Origin of the sequence: Mesorhizobium sp. M1A.T.Ca.IN.004.03.1.1, from assembly GCF_003997555.1 — a bacterium.
Lineage (GTDB): Bacteria > Pseudomonadota > Alphaproteobacteria > Rhizobiales > Rhizobiaceae > Mesorhizobium.
This window is the reverse complement of the sequence record NZ_RZTV01000671.1, coordinates 1-254: the sequence shown is the minus strand read 5'-3', so window position 1 is coordinate 254 and position 254 is coordinate 1. Positions and strand designations below refer to the sequence as shown.

The 254-nt window shown below is 54.7% G+C and carries 1 pseudogene; it reads left to right on the top strand.

The features are described from left to right. Window positions 1-128 precede the first annotated feature (128 nt). Window positions 129-248, top strand: a pseudogene (locus tag EOD29_RS33350) (acyl-CoA dehydrogenase family protein); the annotation flags it as partial. Window positions 249-254: the final 6 nt, after the last annotated feature.

Sequence of the window (254 nt, the reverse complement as noted above, 5' to 3'; positions counted from 1 at the left end):
TACGATAACGATAACTAGCATAATTTCCCGGAAAGCCAAGGCAATTCCGGCTCAATGCAAGGCAGGGAGAATCTCTTTGACAAGATTGTACGGTAACGATAACGTTCGAGAAAGAGGAGAATACGTAGGACGACCTGCCGCTCGCCCGCTTCTGGCGCGATGCGCGCGTCGAGCGCATCTGGGACGGCACCTCCGAAATCCAGCGGCATATCATCAGCCGCGACCTGCTTAGACCTTTGGGAGCGTGAGCCGAT